General features: G+C 66.9%; 15 protein-coding genes. 6 read left to right on the forward strand and 9 right to left on the reverse strand.

The annotated features are described in order from the left end of the window. Nucleotides 1-197: 197 nt before the first annotated feature. Nucleotides 198-2216 carry a PTS mannitol transporter subunit IICBA gene (locus NA10_RS32510; RefSeq protein WP_067574542.1) on the reverse strand — a complete coding sequence of 673 codons (2019 nt, stop codon included), beginning with the start codon at nucleotides 2214-2216 and terminating at the stop codon, nucleotides 198-200. Nucleotides 2217-2413: 197 nt separating this feature from the next. On the opposite strand from NA10_RS32510, the gene NA10_RS32515 reads away from it, so the two are divergent. Then, nucleotides 2414-3472: a zinc-dependent dehydrogenase gene (locus NA10_RS32515; protein WP_067574543.1), complete on the forward strand. Its 1059-nt coding sequence runs from the start codon at nucleotides 2414-2416 to the stop codon at nucleotides 3470-3472. 66 nt (nucleotides 3473-3538) lie between these two features. Here the strand turns inward: NA10_RS32515 and NA10_RS32520 are convergent, their stop codons facing one another. The 5 genes from NA10_RS32520 to NA10_RS32540 form a co-directional block, all read right to left on the reverse strand. Beyond that, entirely contained in the window at nucleotides 3539-4543 is a 1005-nt protein-coding gene (locus tag NA10_RS32520) for a class I SAM-dependent methyltransferase (RefSeq protein WP_067574544.1), read from the reverse strand. Further along, a complete protein-coding gene (locus NA10_RS32525; RefSeq protein WP_067574545.1) occupies nucleotides 4540-4899 on the reverse strand; it encodes a RidA family protein in 360 nt (119 codons plus the stop codon). Before NA10_RS32525 ends, NA10_RS32520 begins: the two co-directional genes overlap by 4 nt. Continuing rightward, nucleotides 4896-5993 carry an alpha-hydroxy acid oxidase gene (locus tag NA10_RS32530; protein WP_067574546.1) on the reverse strand — a complete coding sequence of 366 codons (1098 nt, stop codon included), beginning with the start codon at nucleotides 5991-5993 and terminating at the stop codon, nucleotides 4896-4898. Before NA10_RS32530 ends, NA10_RS32525 begins: the two co-directional genes overlap by 4 nt. After that, nucleotides 5990-7423: an amino acid permease gene (locus NA10_RS32535; RefSeq protein ID WP_084515619.1), complete on the reverse strand. Its 1434-nt coding sequence runs from the start codon at nucleotides 7421-7423 to the stop codon at nucleotides 5990-5992. The genes NA10_RS32530 and NA10_RS32535 overlap by 4 nt, the downstream gene beginning before the upstream one ends. A 183-nt stretch (nucleotides 7424-7606) precedes the next feature. Beyond that, nucleotides 7607-8776, reverse strand: coding sequence for a hypothetical protein (locus tag NA10_RS32540; protein ID WP_067574547.1), 1170 nt, complete (start codon nucleotides 8774-8776; stop codon nucleotides 7607-7609). 142 nt (nucleotides 8777-8918) lie between these two features. Between NA10_RS32540 and NA10_RS32545 the strand changes: the two genes are divergently transcribed. Then, nucleotides 8919-9500, forward strand: coding sequence for a TetR/AcrR family transcriptional regulator (locus tag NA10_RS32545; RefSeq protein ID WP_169812687.1), 582 nt, complete (start codon nucleotides 8919-8921; stop codon nucleotides 9498-9500). A gap of 120 nt (nucleotides 9501-9620) precedes the next feature. Here the strand turns inward: NA10_RS32545 and NA10_RS32550 are convergent, their stop codons facing one another. Beyond that, nucleotides 9621-9995, reverse strand: coding sequence for a cupin domain-containing protein (locus NA10_RS32550; protein ID WP_067574549.1), 375 nt, complete (start codon nucleotides 9993-9995; stop codon nucleotides 9621-9623). Between the two features lie 79 nt (nucleotides 9996-10074). Here NA10_RS32550 and NA10_RS32555 point away from each other — a divergent pair, with 79 nt between their 5' ends. Next, complete coding sequence (locus NA10_RS32555) at nucleotides 10075-10521, forward strand: MarR family winged helix-turn-helix transcriptional regulator (RefSeq protein WP_067574550.1); 447 nt, start codon at nucleotides 10075-10077, stop codon at nucleotides 10519-10521. A gap of 50 nt (nucleotides 10522-10571) precedes the next feature. Here the strand turns inward: NA10_RS32555 and NA10_RS32560 are convergent, their stop codons facing one another. Beyond that, the gene (locus NA10_RS32560) at nucleotides 10572-11411 is read right to left on the reverse strand and encodes a GNAT family N-acetyltransferase (RefSeq protein ID WP_067574551.1); all 840 of its coding nucleotides are present in this window, start codon (nucleotides 11409-11411) and stop codon (nucleotides 10572-10574) included. 148 nt (nucleotides 11412-11559) lie between these two features. On the opposite strand from NA10_RS32560, the gene NA10_RS32565 reads away from it, so the two are divergent. Together NA10_RS32565 and NA10_RS32570 are read left to right on the forward strand one after the other, a co-directional pair. Next, nucleotides 11560-11877, forward strand: coding sequence for a hypothetical protein (locus tag NA10_RS32565; protein WP_067574552.1), 318 nt, complete (start codon nucleotides 11560-11562; stop codon nucleotides 11875-11877). Between the two features lie 41 nt (nucleotides 11878-11918). Then, a complete protein-coding gene (locus NA10_RS32570; protein ID WP_067574553.1) occupies nucleotides 11919-12968 on the forward strand; it encodes a crotonase/enoyl-CoA hydratase family protein in 1050 nt (349 codons plus the stop codon). A gap of 1 nt (nucleotide 12969) precedes the next feature. On the opposite strand, the gene NA10_RS32575 is transcribed toward NA10_RS32570, so the two are convergent. Then, on the reverse strand, nucleotides 12970-13434 hold the full coding sequence (locus NA10_RS32575; RefSeq protein ID WP_067574565.1) for a MarR family winged helix-turn-helix transcriptional regulator: 465 nt from the start codon (nucleotides 13432-13434) through the stop codon (nucleotides 12970-12972). 348 nt (nucleotides 13435-13782) lie between these two features. On the opposite strand from NA10_RS32575, the gene NA10_RS32580 reads away from it, so the two are divergent. Further along, on the forward strand, nucleotides 13783-14085 hold the full coding sequence (locus tag NA10_RS32580) for an excalibur calcium-binding domain-containing protein (RefSeq protein ID WP_067574566.1): 303 nt from the start codon (nucleotides 13783-13785) through the stop codon (nucleotides 14083-14085). Nucleotides 14086-14133 lie beyond the last annotated feature (48 nt).

The raw sequence follows: 14133 nt of genomic DNA on the forward strand, positions 1-14133 counted from the left end.
CGCCGCGGTCGGGGCGGCATTGGCCGCCGTCACCATGGACGACTGCCGCCGCGCCGCCGTGGCCGCGCTGGCGACGACGGATCCGCACGCCGCACGCCGCGCCGTCGCGGAGATCATCCGGCTCTGACGGCAAGTCGGTGGACCTGGCCCGCCGGGGCCAGGTCCATTCGCACGTAAGGCGTCCGCCGCAGCAGAATTCAGCGACCGTTGCCGAGAACCGCCTGGATCTCCCCCGGCGTCCGGGCGGCGCGCAGACGCGTGACCTTCTCCTTGTCGACGAACACCTGGGCGATGCGGCTCAGCAGCGTCAGATGGTCGTCCCCGGCCCCGGCGATGCCGATGACGAATTCGACCGGCTTACCCTTCCAGTCGATGGTCTCCGGATAGCGCACGACCGAGATCCCGGTCCGGCGAATGCTCGCCTTCGCCGCGTTCGTGCCGTGCGGGATGGCGAGTCCATTGCCCATATACGTCGAGACCGACCGCTCCCGTTCATGCATGGCCTCGATGTAATGCCCGTCGACCGCTCCCGCCGCGACCAGCAGTCGCCCCGCCTCGTCTATGGCGTCGGCGCTGGTCCTGGCACTGCCGGTCAACACGATCGAATCGAGGGTGAGCATGGCGTCCCCCGAATCGGCTGCAGGATCTGGAGTTTCAGGCTCGGCAGGCAACGGTAGATCCGGCTCCGTCGCTTCCGGTCCATTGGCACCGTTCGCACGGCCGATCAATCCCACGATCTCGTTGTACTCGGGGCTGTTCATGAAATCGTCGACCGAGACATGAATGGCGGACGGTGTCCGTTCGCGCGCCCGCTCGGCCAGATCGGTATGGGTGACGACGAGGTCGTAGGTATCGGCGAGGTTCGCGATCGCCTTGTTGACCACGCTCACCTCGGTGAACCCCGCGTCCCGAATCCTCTTGCGCAACACCGAGGCTCCCATCGCGGAGGATCCCATTCCGGCATCACAGGCGAAGACGATGGTGGAGATCGTCGCCGGGACCGCCAGGGTGGCCGTGCGCGCGGAGCTCCCCGCGGGAACGAGCGCGGCGGAGGCGATGGAACTCCCGCCCTTGAGCGCCTCCATGGCGGCGGTGGCTCCGGCCAGATCCGGTTCGTCCGCGCCGCGGTCGGTCCGCAGCAGCACCGCGGCGACCGCGAAGGACACTCCCGCAGCACCGATTACGGACAGCGTCACCCCGAGATAGCTGTCGCTAGCGGTCTGCGCGTACACCGCGATGATGGAACCGGGCGCGGCCGGTGCGCGCAGCCCGGAACCGAACACCACATTGATCAGGACACCGGTCATACCGCCGGCGATGGTGGCCAGGATCAACTTCGGCTTCATCAGGACGTAGGGGAAGTAGATCTCGTGAATACCGCCGAGGAAGTGGATGATGATCGCGCCCGGCGCCGACAGTTTCGCCGCGCCCTTGCCGAACAGGGCGAACGCCATCAGCAGTCCGAGACCAGGACCCGGATTGGCCTCCAGCAGAAACAGAATCGACTTCCCGTTGGCCGCAGCCTGATTGGTGCCCAGCGGTGTCAGGATGCCATGGTTGACCGCGTTGTTGAGGAACAGCACCTTCGCCGGTTCGATGAAGATCGAAGTCAGCGGCAGCAGATCATGATTCACCAGGAAGTTCACGACATTGCTGGCGAACCGGCTGAACGCCGACACCAGCGGGCCGACGCCGAAGAAGCCGACGACCGCCAGCGCCGCACCGGCGATGCCCGCCGAGAAATTGTTCACCAGCATTTCGAAGCCGGGGCGAATCTTGCCCTCCCACAGGGCATCCAGCCTCTTGATGAGCCAGCCTCCGAATGGGCCCATGATCATCGCGCCCATGAACATGGGTACGTCCGCTCCCGCGATCACGCCCATGGTGGCGATCGCGCCCACGACCGCGCCGCGGGTGTCGTAGACCATGCGGCCGCCGGTCGCGCCGATCAGGATCGGCAGCAGATAGGTGATGGTCGGGGCGACGATGCCGCCGCTGGAGTAGTCGCCCCAGCCGCCGATATGGGCGACCCAGCTGCCCTCACCCCATTGATCGGTGAGGGACCGAATCCAGCCCTTCTCGATGAACAGGGCCGTGAGCAGGCCCCAGGCGATGAAGGCGCCGATATTCGGCATGACCATGCCGGACAGGAATGTACCGACCCGCTGTACGCGCACGCGTGCGCCGCCACGGGTGGCCGGTGGGGAGATAGACATATGACTTCCTCTGAACAACTCGACCGCGCATGTGACCCCGGCCACATCTCTTGTTGTAGTAGACCGCACAATCGGGCACAATGACAAGAGATCGGGCATAAATGGGCACAAATTCATGTGGCTTTACGCCCGCATGACCGATACGGTGGACTTCGAGCGACTCAGCTGGAAGCAAACGGCGGAAGGAATACAGCCCCATGAAGGCTCTGCGCTACTACGCACCCGAGGACATCCGCCTCGAGGACATCGCCGAGCCCGCATGCGGTGCGGATGAGATCAAGCTGCGTGTGCGGAACTGCTCGACCTGCGGAACCGACGTCAAGATTCGGCACAACGGTCACCAGAACCTCACTCCCCCACGCACACTCGGGCATGAGATCGCCGGTGAGGTGGTCGAGGTCGGCGCGGCGGTGAACGAGCTGTACGGCGCGCAGTGGCGAATCGGCGATCGCGCGCAGGTCATCGCCGCCGTGCCCTGCGGCAAATGCTACGAATGCGATCGCGGCTGGATGGCGGTGTGCCAGAACCAGACTTCGGTGGGATATCAGTACGACGGCGGCTTCGCAGAGTACATGATCGTGCCCAGTCAGGTGCTGCGGGTCGACGGTCTCAACCGCGTCCCCGACAATGTCGGATACGACGAGGCTTCGGCGGCCGAACCGCTCGCCTGCGCGATCAACGCACAGGAGTTGCTCGGCATCGAGGCGAGCGACACCGTCGTCATCTTCGGCGCGGGGCCGATCGGCTGTATGCACATTCGCATCGCGCGCGGCGTACATCGTTGCGGGCCCGTCTATCTCGTCGACGTCAATGCCCAGCGATTGGCTCTCTCGGCAGACGCGGTCGAGCCCGACGAGGTGATCAATGCCGCCGAGGTCGATCCCGTGGCGCGGGTCATGGAGCTGACCGGTGGTCGTGGCGCCGATGTGATCATTACCGCGACCGCCGCGAATATCACCCAGGAACAGGCCATCGCCATGGCCGCACGCAACGGGCGCATCTCCTTCTTCGGCGGCCTGCCCAAGACCAACCCCGTCATCACCTGCGATTCGAATGTGGTGCACTACCGCCAGCTGCATATCCACGGCGCCAATGGATCCGCGCCGGAGCACAACCGGCGCGCCCTCGAATACATTGCGACGGAACAGGTTCCGGTCAAGGATCTCATCACCCATCACATCCCGCTGGCGGATGTGCTCGACGCCTTCACGATCGTGGAGAGCGGAACGGGTATCAAGGTCACCGTGCAGCCCTGATCTGACACCCGAAAAGGCCCCGACAGTCCAACTGTCAGGGCCTTTTCCGCGTACGCGGGTGATTGATCAATCGCGTTCGAGAATGGTGGTGACGAGCATGGTGTGGTCCTCCATGCGGCGGGTGACCGTCCAGCCGAGTTCGGCGAAGGCGCGTTCGTATTCGTGTTGCGTCCAGAGTTGGACGCCGGTGATGGTGTGGTAGATCTCGTAGGTCGGGGAGAACCAGGGCTGTTGGGTCCAGTGGTCGGCTTGCAGTAGATACCCGTCGCCGATGACCAGGCGGCGCATATTGGGGAACCATTCCATCCAGCCGCGCAGGACGGCGGCGATGCCGTCGCCGTCGCTGGCCAGTTGGTGGAGCAGGAAGAAGGACATGGCCGTGGTGACGGTCTCGCGGTCGACGATCTCCAGCCAGGCGGGCGGATCGGATTCGGGTTGCACCGAACCCGCCAGCAGGGTGATGCGGTCGGACAGGCCCAGGTGGGCGAGTTCGGCTGTGGCAGTGGCAATCACCTCGTCTTCGATGTCGACGCCCAGGAATTCCTCCGCCGGGGCCAGTCCGGCCAGGGCCTGGAGGCGTCCGGCGTCGGCACAGCCCAGATCGATGGTGCGGCCGGGTGTGTCGGCGGCGATGGCCGCGCCGATGGTCGCGAAGATCTCCGGGCGGCGTCGGGCGATATCGGTGCAGGCACGGGCCACCTCACCGGGTTCGGTTGCGGCCGGGATGTATTCGTCGTGGGCGGCGGCGGACAGCTGGCGGAAAGTGGGCTCCCAGCCGCGCACCGCACAGCGCACGAAACCGCGATTCTTGCCGACATCGTGGCCGGTGTGCGTGAGGTGGTAGCGGTGCCCGCGCCGGATCAGGAATCCGGCGCGCACCAGGCCGACCGCGACGGTCTGCTGGATGCCGGTGCTGGGCGCAATGGTGTCGCCGCCCAAAAGGGTTGTCCACCAACCCCAGTCGTCGGCCGCGACAATGAGCTGTCCGGCGGTCTGGCCCTCGATGACGTCGCGGATGGTGAAATCACCGAGGGCGGTATGGGAATGCACGAGCGGTGTCACTGCGGTCATGATGATCTTCCTCGAGACTCGGCGACGGCGATCGCCTGGACTTCGATGAGCAGCCCCTCTATGGGCAGGGTGGTGATGGTCGTGGTCCGCGCCGGTGCGGCTGTCGTGAAATAGGTGCTGAATGCGGTGTTCCACGCCGGGAACCACTGTCGTTCGGCCAGAAAGCAATCCAGTTTGAGGACCCGATCGCGGGAGCTACCGAATTCCAGGAGCGCGGCGTCGAGTTGGTCGAAGACCGCGGCGGCCTGAGCGTGGAAGTCGGTGACGGAGACGGTCATGGTGGTCGGATCGATGGCGGCGAGGCCGGAGGTGAATACCAGTCCGGCACCCGTACGCGCGGTAGGGAACAGGGTCATGGGGCGGCTCGCACTACCCGGCCGCCGTCGATATCGTCGATCGAGCCCGCCCCGGAGAGGATCATCAGCGTGCGCAGCTCCTCGGTGAGCAACTCCAGCACCCGGCCCACCCCGGGCGCGCCCGCCGCCGCCAGGCCGTAGATGGCGGAGCGGCCGATGATCACCGCGTCCGCGCCCAGCGCCAGCGCCAGATAGACGTCGCTACCGGTGCGCACCCCGCTGTCCAACAGGATCGGCAGCTCCGGCCCGACCGCGGCCCGAATGGCCGGTAGCACTTCCAGACTGGCCGGGGCCGGATCCAGCTGGCGGCCACCGTGGTTGGAGACCACCAGGGCTGAGGCGCCGATCGCGAGCGCGCGTTCGGCGGCGACCGGGGTGAGAATGCCCTTCGCCATCCACGGCAGCCCGAAATCGGCCGCGGCATCGGCGAGTTCAGCCCAACTCCACACCGAGCCGCCCTGTTTGAGCAGCTGACCGAAGATCTCGGCGACACCGGGCGCACCGTTCTCGCCGGTGAGATTGCCCGCGAACAGGCGCTGATCCGGATCGAAACGATTGGCCATATTGCGGGTGCGGAAGCCGCCCACGGGGCAGTCCACGGTGACGCAGAGCGCGTCGAACCCCGCTCGCCGCACCCGCTCCGCCACACCGGTGGCATGGGCGAACGGATGCAGCTGTGCGATGCGCGCCGCACGCGGTGCGGCCCTACGCACCTGCTCATAGGAGAAGGTTCCGGCCTCGGGCACGATCGAGAGCGCACCGTACTGTTCGGCGGCGCGGGCGACGGCGAGATGGCCGTCCGGATGGAACATCGCGTCCCCGCCGAAAGGCGCTGTGAGAATGGGGGTTTCGAGTCGCAGCCCGAGCAGCTCGGTACGGGTCGACGGTGCGGCCACCCCACTCATCGGTTCGGGCAGGACCCGCCAGCGGTCGAAGGCCGCGAGATTGCCGCGCAGCGTGATCTCCTTGCCCGCACCGCCTTCCACGAAATCCAGGACCTCGGGGGTCAGTGCCGTCACGGCGGCGCGGTGGATCTCGTCGAGGGTGCCGAAGGCGACCTGGGTGGGATAGAAGCTGTCCAGCTGGGCGGTCACGCGGCACCTCCCGCGACGACCGAGTGACGGCGGCCGTAGGCGAGATAGAGGACGATGCCGACCGCACTCCAGACTACGAAGCGCAACCAGGTCAGTGCCTCGAACGTGGTTGCCAGCCAGACGCATCCGGCGATCGCCAGCAGCGGCACCAGCGGCATGAGCGGGGTGCGGAATGGGCGCGCCCGCTCGGGATCGGTGCGGCGCAGGATCAGGACGCCCAGGGCCACGATGAGGAAGGCGAAGAGCGCGCCGATATTCACCAGTTCGGCCACGGTGCCGATCGGGGTCAGGCCCGCGATGGCGGCGATCACCACACCGAGCAGCAGACTCAGGCGCACGGGCACCCCTCGAGAACCCGTGCGGCACAGTGCCTTCGGGATGAGCCCATCGCGGCTCATGGCGAACAGCAGTCGCGTCTGACCGTAGAACACCATCAGCAGCCCCTTGGTCAGGGCGAGCACCGAGGCCACCAGGATCACCTTGCCGATCCACCCGGCCCCGATCGCGGCCAGCGCCGTCGCCACCGGCGCGGAGTTGTTCAGGCTGGAATACGGTGCGACACCGATCAATACGGCGCTCACGGCGATGTACAGCACGGTCGCGATGACGACCGAGCCGATAATGCCCCAGGGCAGATCGCGGCGCGGATCCCGGGTCTCCTCGGCCGAGGTGGCCACGACATCGAAGCCGAGATAGGCGAAGAACGCCAGGGCCGCACCGGCGGCAATGCCATTGACACCGAACGGTAGGAAAGGCGTCCAATTATCGGCATGCACATGTGGCGCACCGACAGCTACCACCACCACGAGTACCGCAATGGTCAGTGCCACCAATGTTTTCACGACGGCCGCCGCGATCTTCACCTCGAAAACCAATACCGCGACAATGAGTCCGACAATCACCATAGCGGGCAGATCAACCACTCCCCCGGCGCTCGGACTCGCCGATATCGCCTTCGGCAGGCCGATATCGAACAGCGAATTCAAAGCCGCCCCGAACAATCCGGACCAGCCGATCGCGATCGCCGCCGTGGCCACCGCGTATTCGAGCAGGAGATTCCAGCCGACCAGGAATGCGGGCACCTCCCCCATGGTCGAGTAGGTGTAGGTGTAGGCGCTGCCGGAGACCGGCGTCATCGACGCCAGCTCGCTGTAGCACAGTGCCACCAATACGCAGATGGCCCCGGCCAGCAGGAATGACAGCACGATCGAGGGTCCGGCCTTGGTGGCCGCGGCAATACCGGTGGTGACGAAGATGCCCGCGCCGACAATCGTGCCCACCCCCATGGCAATCAGATCGGTGCGGCCCAGGGTGCGTTTGAGCGCACCGGCGGTGGACTCGGAGGAGGCGAGGGCGGCCTCCGCGCCGCGTACTCGGAAAGGGTTGATCCGCGGTGTCGTGGTGGGTTCGACCCTAGTGGGTGCTGCCATGACTGAAATCCATTCGATGGGAATGTATTTGGTTCTTCGATATTCAGTGAACCAACCGAAGTTTGTGTCCCGGTGAACGCAGGTAACGAATCCGTTTCGCGAATTCTCCGAATATATTGTGGCATACAATTTTTCAGGCATGCCAATAGCGCGCGCCCAGCAATTGCGTGCGCGTTCTCGGGGTTATGCGATTGTCGAAGTCCGTGCAGCGAATAGGGAGTCCGCGGCGCGCGCCGTTGCGCGCCGGCGGACGAGTGTGGTGGCCGTCGCGATGACGGCCAGAACGACGATGGCGGCCGGTACCGCGGCCCGCATCGACAGGACGGTGGCGACCACGCCGAAGCCGACGGTGGCGACCGCTGCGCACAGGTAGGCGACGGCGGCGAAGCGCGCGGCAACCCGGGCATGCTGATCGGGAGCTGTTGCGGCACTGACGATTCGGAGGCCGGACCGGTAGGCGATGCCCTGCCCGCAGCCCGCGATCAGCCCGCCCGCGAGTAGCAGCGGCAGACTCGGTAGCCATGCGACGGCCGCGGCGATCGCGATGCCCACGAGAATGATCAGCTGCGCCGCGACCGGTTCCGCGGGTAGCGCATTCACCGCCAGTGCGCGCTGTGCGACCCACGCCGCGACCAGGTACAGCGTGACCGGCAACGCCAACAGCACGAGATCGGCCGTACCCAGCAGCGCCGCACCGTAACTCGGCAGCAGTGCGACCACCAGCCCGGCCGACACCCAGGCCGCGATTCCGACGAGATATCCCACCGGCGCGGGCTCATGCGATATCGGCGCGGACGGCGTCGCGCGCTGCGCGACGGCGGGCCGCACGGCGCGATCCGAGAGCAGCAGCAACGCAACGCTTCCGAGCACGACCGCGTGCACCAGGTAGACGGTGACCCCGGGCGCGGGCAGATACTGCGCCAGCGCCGCCGCCGCGAATGTGCCCAGGGCGGAACCGAATACGGTCGCGCTGGCCATGGCGGTACGCCCGCCCTCGCCCCGGCGTTGCAGTATCAAACCCGCCAGCGATCCGGTGACCAGTCCGACCGATAGCCCGGCGCAGATCCGCGCCGCACAGGCGAGCCAGGGCGAATGCGCCAGCGCCATAGCGCAATCCGCCGCCACGCCGAAGCCGCTGCCGACGCCGATCCGCCACCACCAGGACGCACTGGACGACGGTGTCCCGAGCAGCGACAGCGTCGGGGTGAGCGCGATCAGATAGGCCGCGAAGATCACCGTGATGAGCAGCGGCGCCAGCGCCCAGGCATGCCGGTAGTACGGCATCATGCCGGTCGCCAGGTTGGGCTGCGCCATGATCAGCACCAGGAGCGCGCCCGGAACCGCTGCCCTCATCAAGCCTCCAAGTGAGGAGATCTTCTCGGTTTGAGAATAGACAACTGAGAAGAACTTCTCTACTCAGCGAGCGAATTGCCGTACGGTTTTCGGCCTACCCGCTCCGGCGGCCCACCCCTTCGGCCAGGATGGAGGTGTGCCCGTGAACACCCGCAGCGATGCCCAGCGCAGCCGAGTGCTGCTGGTCGACGCGGTCCGCAAACTGCTGCGCGCCGGTCGGATCGGCTTTTCGATACCCGAGCTGGCCGCCGAGGCGGGCGTCGGCGTGGCCACCGCGTACCGGCATTTCGCCACCCCGCACGATGCCATGCAGGCGTTCCACCGCCGCGCCATCGAACAACTGCTGGAGGCGTTCGCCGAGGTCGGCACCGCGGCCGACGCCGTGGAACGCTTCCACCGCTGCTGCCGCACCTGGGTCGACCAGGCCATGCAGTGGGGTCCGGCGGTCCGCTACGTCCGCAGCAGCAGCGGCTTCATCGAACGCCTCAATCGAGGCGATGAAGCCATCACGGCCATGCACGACATCCTCGCCGACGTCCTCAATGCCCTTGCCCTCGAAGGCAAAACCCCCGAATCCGACGTCACCTACGCCGTGCTGCTGTGGATCACCATCTTCGACGAACGCGTCGTGTACGACCTCGCCGAGCATCGCGGCTGGTCCCCCGCCGAGATCACCGATCACCTCACCCGTGCCGTCGCCGGAGCCCTGGATATCAAGGTGTGAGCACCGGCCCGATGCGCGGGATCAGTTCGGCTCGCGGATGAAGGTATCGCCGTTGGTCCGGACCGCGGCGCCCAAGGGAGGTGAACGCGAATACCCGCGCCTGAACGGGATATTCGACCGCTAGTTCACCCAGGGCGGATCGACGAGGGTGCCGTCCGGGAGTTCGCCCGTGAAGCCGACGGGGGCGGTGACCATGACGGTCGCGGGATCGTCGGACGGATTGGTCAGGCTGATGATCGAGCCCGCGGGAGCCACGGCGGCATCGCCGGGGATGAGCCGACCGTCCTCGCCCGCGATGGTGACGACGATGGACCCCGCGAGCAGAACAAAGGCTTCTTCCCGATGAATTCGATGGGCGACGCCTGCGGTGTTCGGCGGGACCTCCAGCCGCCAGACGCAGAGTTCGGCGCTGCCGGTGCCGGGCCGGACCAGCGGGGTGAAGGTGGAGCCGTGCAGATGATGGGATTCGACGTCGGCGGTGCGGATGACCGGCATGTTCAACTCCTATTTAGTCAATTTACTTGCCTATATGGTCAAGCTTGTTGACCACTCTGTCAAGTGTCAAGATGCATACATGCCCGCAACCGCTCAGGACTTGCCGCTACTGCTGCTCGCGGCCGCCGCCGAGGTCACCGATGCCGTTCACCGCGGCGTGGTGGCGGCCGGATTCGACGACATCCGGCCGAGTCACGGGTTCGCGTTCGTGCGGATGGCGCCGAACGGGGCGACCGTGGGCGAGATCGCCGAACATCTGGGGGTGACCAAACAGGCGGCCAGCCAATTGGTCGAGGAGCTGGTGAAAAAGGGCTACGCGGAACGCAATCCGCATCCGAGTGACGCACGGGCCCGGCTGGTCACGCTGACCGAGCGGGGATGGGCGGCCACCCGTGCGGCCGATGCGGCCCTGGCGCGGTTCACCCAGCACTGGGGGCGGACGCTGGGGGCGGGCGCGGCGGTCGAGCTTCGTAATATGCTCGCGCACGTGGTCACCCCGGGGCGAGTGCGGCCCTGCGCGTGGTGAGATCGCGATCAATCCGCCGGCGCGGCCTGTTCACGATTCGGCCGATGCGATCAGCCGAGTTCGAGGGTGGTGACGCCGAAAACCTTTTCCCGGGAATGAGATCGGGGCTCGGCGGTGTACATGCGAGCGGTCTCGAAACTGGGGGTCAGGCCCGCGGACTCCACCAGGCGCACCGCGGCGTCGTTATGCAACGGGACATCGATGGCCAGGGTCTCGACCCCCGCCGCCAGGCCCGCGAGCAGCTGACGGGCATCGGCCTCGGTATCGGCGAAGAGCGGGCCGATGCGATGGGAATCCCTTGCGGGACGGATGGTTCCGTAACCGGTCAGGCAGCCATCGACAATCCGCACCAGCGTGCGATGGCCGGGATTGCCGAGCCAGGCGTCGAGGAATCCCGGGCGATCGGCCGGGAGGCAGGCGGAGTCGAGGGCGCGCACCTCGGCGAAACCCCCCGAGGCCAGGGCGCGCACACTGGCATCGGGCGGCGGCAGCTGCGGCGCACCGGTGAAACGCGCACTGCGATAGGCGAGTTCGAAGCCGCTGCGCCGATAGTTGTCCTGCTGATCGGGCACACCGTCCAGCCCGACCGTCCGCCCGCCGGCGTGCGCCAGCCCGGCCTTCCAGGTGGCCAGACCGAATCCTCTGCCGCGTAGATCCGGTCGGACGAGGTAGAACCCCAGGAACGCGAAATCATTGCCGTAGTTGACAACCGAGACCGCCGAGGCCGGTTCCCCGTCCACGCGCCCGAGGAAGAACCCCTTCGGATCCTGGGCGAAGAACGCGATCCGGTCCGCCGGCCCGGGATTCCAGCCTTCGGCGGCGGCCCATTCGGTGACGGTGGCCCACTCCTGCGGGTCGGCGCGGTCGATGACGAGATCGGCATCCGGCATGGGTTTCACGGTAGCCGCAAGCCGCCGCCCGTTCAGGGGGTTGCGGCACATCCGGTGCGCCCGCGCCGGGTTCGGGCGCGCGGCGGGGATGTCCCCGCCCTGCGGTAGGGTCGGCCTGGACATAGTGGACTACCTGCGGAGTTGCGATATGGCCGACTACGCGCACTCTGATCACGCGAGCCGCAGCCGGGAGGACAAGGCCCGGCGATTGGCGGCGTACGCCTGGGCTCGCGGTATCACCGGCCCGGAATTGCTGGAGTTGCCCCCGGCGCAGCAGCGCAAACTGGCGCGGGCCGCGGACACCAATCCGCCGAGCACCGAGGAGACCTGGCGGGTGGTGGCCCAGTTGCTCGTGGAGAAGGACGCGTGGGCGGCACGGCATCCGGACCATCCGGCGGCGGTGCGCGCCCATCCCGACGAGAAGATCCTCTGGGTGAAGCCGCCCGTGCGCCCCTGGAACCCCTGAAACCCTTGACAGCAAGAAATGAACGGGGGTTCACTGCTTGCGTGTCTGATCACGAGCAGCCCGCAGCCGACCACGCCGGAACCCGGCCCGCCGCCTGGCGCGACGACCTGACCGGCGGGGACGACTCGCTCTTCGCGGGCCGCCCGCAGCCCGAGGGCGAGATCACCGGCCGCACACTGACTTACGAGGTGACCGGGCGCATCGCGCGCATCACCTTCAATCGGCCCGAGCACGGCAATGCCATCACCTCCGATACGCCGATCGAATTGGCGGCCGCGGTGGAGCGCGCCGATCTGGACCCGCGCGTGCACGTGATCGTGCTGAGCGGGCGCGGGAAGGGCTTCTGCGGCGGCTACGACCTGTCGATCTTCGCGGAGAACAGCTTCGCGCCGCCCGAGGGCGCGCAACCCGTCGAGGGCACCGTGCTCGATCCGGTCGTCCAGGCCAGGAATCACAATCCCTGGGGTACTTGGGATCCCATGGTCGACTACGCCATGATGTCGCGCTTCAACCGCGGCTTCGCCAGCCTGCTGTACGCCAATAAGCCGACCGTGGCCAAGGTGCACGGCTTCGCCATCGCGGGCGGCACCGATATCGCGCTCTACGCCGATCAGATCATCTGCGCCGACGACGCCCGCTTCGGCTATCCGCCCACCCGCACCTGGGGTATCCCGGCGGCGGGCATGTGGGCGCACCGGGTCGGCGATCAGCGCGCCAAACGACTGCTCTTCACCGGGGACAGCCTCAGCGGGAAGCAGGCCGCCGAATGGGGGCTGGCCATCGAATCCGCGGCCCCGGAGGATCTCGACGAGCGCACCGAGGAACTGCTGCAACGCATTTCGCTGGTGCCGATAAATCAGCTGATCATGGCCAAGCTCGCCCTCAACAGCGCGCTGTTGAATCAGGGCGTGGCCAATTCAGGCATGGTGAGCACCGTCTTCGACGGCATCTCCCGGCACACCCGCGAGGGCTACGCCTTCCAATTGCGCGCCGCCACAGCCGGTTTCCGCGAGGCCGTGCGCGAACGCGACGAGCCCTTCGGCGACTGGAAGCGCGCGCAATTCCGCAAGCCGGAGGATGCGGCGAAGTAGTTCAGCCGATACCGGGCACGTCGGTGCGCTCGGCGCGGCGCACCACACGCTCGGAGAGCGATCGCAGGGCGCGCGCCTCGGCGTCGGTCATATCCTCCACGAACAGCTGCCGCACCAGATCCACATGATTGGGTGCGGCGGTCTCGAGCGCCGCGCGCCCCTGATCGGTCAGCCGCACCTCACGCCCGCGCGCATCGTCCACGGCCTGGCAGCGGTCGACGAGTCCGCGCGCGGCCATCCGCGAAAGATGTTTGGAGAGTCTGCTCTTGTCCCAGCAGATCTCGGCGCCCAATTCCTTGGCACGCAATTGCCCACCGGCCGCCGACAGCGCCACCAGCACCTCGTAATCCGAGGTCGATAATCCGTCCCGGGACAGGCCCGCCGCGATGGCCGCTTCCAAGCGCTGGCGCATTCGGATATAGGACTGCCAGGTGGCCTGTTCCTCTTCGCTCAACCAGCGGGTCATGAATACATAGTATCCGGCGTTGGTTGACATGGACACAAAGTGCGGCATGCAACAACTTCACAGGAATGGCCGATATCGTGTCCGGCGGCGGTTCGGTCCGCGCGGAACTCCACCCGATGCGGATTTCCAAGCGGACGAATGGGACATGTTCCGGCGGAACAGCTCTCGCCGCCGACTCGGCGCATAGTTGTTTACCTGGATGAATAGCCCATCCGGTTGACAATGCAACGTTCCGGCGTAACTGTAGTGGCCGGACCCGTACCGGCCACCGTGTCGCAGCATGCGGCAGCGGTGGCACCGCGCCGAATCGGGCCGCTGCCAACCTACTGCGCCGACATTGAGGAATACATGAACGTTCGCCGGCTTCTCGTCTCCGCCAGCGTCGCGGGACTGACGATTCTTGCAGCCCCCTCCGCCCTCGCCCTCGCCGATGTGCCGACCGGTTCGTCCGGCACGGGCTCCTCCGCCATCGACACCGGCTCCGGCGCAACCGGTTCGGCCAACCTCGCGCAGACCGGTTCCGCCACCGGCGCGTACAAGAACTGCGATGAGGCTCGCGCCGCCGGGCACGCCCCGCTGTTCCGCGGTGAGCCCGGCTACGGCCCGCACCTGGATCCCGATGGTGACGGAATGGCCTGCCCGACCGTCTGATTCATCCCCATAACGAGAAACACCCGGTGCCATGGGCATCGGGTGTTT

Origin of the sequence: Nocardia acidivorans NBRC 108247 (assembly GCF_001625085.1) — a bacterium.
GTDB classification, from domain to species: Bacteria; Actinomycetota; Actinomycetes; order Mycobacteriales; family Mycobacteriaceae; genus Nocardia; species Nocardia acidivorans.

Bases quoted from the DNA above. Each gene is read 5' to 3' on its own strand.
- NA10_RS32510 (WP_067574542.1), bottom strand. From the start codon at position 2,216: ATGTCTATCTCCCCACCGGCCACCCGTGGCGGCGCACGCGTGCGCGTA.
- NA10_RS32515 (WP_067574543.1), top strand. From the start codon at position 2,414: ATGAAGGCTCTGCGCTACTACGCACCCGAGGACATCCGCCTCGAGGAC.
- NA10_RS32520 (WP_067574544.1), bottom strand. From the start codon at position 4,543: ATGACCGCAGTGACACCGCTCGTGCATTCCCATACCGCCCTCGGTGAT.
- NA10_RS32525 (WP_067574545.1), bottom strand. From the start codon at position 4,899: ATGACCCTGTTCCCTACCGCGCGTACGGGTGCCGGACTGGTATTCACC.
- NA10_RS32535 (WP_084515619.1), bottom strand. From the start codon at position 7,423: ATGGCAGCACCCACTAGGGTCGAACCCACCACGACACCGCGGATCAAC.
- NA10_RS32540 (WP_067574547.1), bottom strand. From the start codon at position 8,776: ATGAGGGCAGCGGTTCCGGGCGCGCTCCTGGTGCTGATCATGGCGCAG.
- NA10_RS32550 (WP_067574549.1), bottom strand. From the start codon at position 9,995: ATGCCGGTCATCCGCACCGCCGACGTCGAATCCCATCATCTGCACGGC.
- NA10_RS32555 (WP_067574550.1), top strand. From the start codon at position 10,075: ATGCCCGCAACCGCTCAGGACTTGCCGCTACTGCTGCTCGCGGCCGCC.
- NA10_RS32560 (WP_067574551.1), bottom strand. From the start codon at position 11,411: ATGCCGGATGCCGATCTCGTCATCGACCGCGCCGACCCGCAGGAGTGG.
- NA10_RS32565 (WP_067574552.1), top strand. From the start codon at position 11,560: ATGGCCGACTACGCGCACTCTGATCACGCGAGCCGCAGCCGGGAGGAC.
- NA10_RS32575 (WP_067574565.1), bottom strand. From the start codon at position 13,434: ATGACCCGCTGGTTGAGCGAAGAGGAACAGGCCACCTGGCAGTCCTAT.
- NA10_RS32580 (WP_067574566.1), top strand. From the start codon at position 13,783: ATGAACGTTCGCCGGCTTCTCGTCTCCGCCAGCGTCGCGGGACTGACG.